The 1,322-nt window shown below is 40.0% G+C and carries 1 protein-coding gene; it reads left to right on the top strand.

What is annotated here, in order from left to right; genetic code table 11:
- On the top strand, nt 1–1,299 hold a 1,299-nt coding region (locus AC1DUA_RS37935; protein ID WP_477504619.1), incomplete at its 5' end, for a sensor histidine kinase.
- Nucleotides 1,300–1,322: the final 23 nt, after the last annotated feature.

Raw genomic sequence — 1,322 nt, 5'->3', positions numbered from 1 at the left:
GATCACGATCATATCATAGTGGCACGACGGATATTCAGTTTAAAGAATGCGGATAAATATGAATATGCGGCCTTAGTCAAGATTGAGCTGGAGAATAAATCCATAAACAGTGTGTTAGCCAACTACAAGCCCTCTCCGGAGAGCAAAATATGTATTTTGGATCACAACAACCAAGTGATTTTGAGCAGCGATCCTCTATCCAATGTCGAAGAAAGCTTTATTCAGAAGCTAAATTTGAATGCTGGTAATTCACAAATTATGGATTCAGCTGGAGGCAAAGTGCTTGTATCCTCCAAACTTATGGATAATATCGACTGGAGAATTTTGAATATAACGAATTTAAGAGAAATTAATTCGGATCAGATCCGATTGACGCGTATTGTTGTGCTTATCCTCATTATTTGTATGACTACGGCGCTTCTAGCAGCATTTTTTCTCTCACGTTATATCTCCAGTCCGATTACGAAGTTGGTTGCCTCTATGCGCACGGTAAAAGGGAATAATTTTGATATTAACCTTAAATATAATAAAAAAGATGAATTCGGTTATCTCATCAGGCAGTATAAGCAAATGATCGGTCAGATCAAAGATTTAATCGAGAAGTTAACCATTAGCGATTTGAAAAAGCAGAACGCTGAACTGCTTGCCAAGGATGCGCAGCTCCGATTTCTGCAAGCGCAGATCAATCCGCATTTTTTATACAATACGTTGGATTCGATTAATATGTATGCGATCAAATACAAAGCGCCGGTCATTAGCGATATGATCAGATCGCTTGCTAATTTCTATCGCTACTCGCTAAGCAAAGGGCGTTCAGTCATCACACTTGAAGAAGAAATCAACCACACCCACAGTTATTTAGAAATCCAATCCATGTGGTTCGGTTCGAAGCTGCGTTATGGTATTGATATCCCACGCGAACTCCGGAGAAGTAGAATCGTGAAATTAGTCATTCAACCTCTCGTTGAGAATTCGATCATTCACGGTTTTCATCCTGAAAAAAGTGAATTGGAGATTACGATAACCGCTAAGCAAGTGGATGACAAAATTGTCATTCTCATTTCGGATAATGGCATCGGCGCCGATGTAGACAAGCTTAATCAGTTGCTAGAATCAACAGAGTCCAGAGAAAATTCATTCGCTATTCGCAATGTCCATCGACGGCTCCAAAGCACTTTCGGAGAATGTTATGGGATTAGGTACACTCGAAATGGGACCGAAGGAATCACGGTCGAAGTTCTGATTCCTAAGAATTACACTTCGGAGGATAACGATGCTAACAGTAGTTCTGGCAGATGATGATTGTATGGTCACTGAAATTT

The organism is Paenibacillus sp. 01T422 (assembly GCF_056398785.1).
The sequence above is the reverse complement of the archived record's forward strand: the minus strand, read 5'-3'. Positions and strand labels throughout refer to the sequence as shown.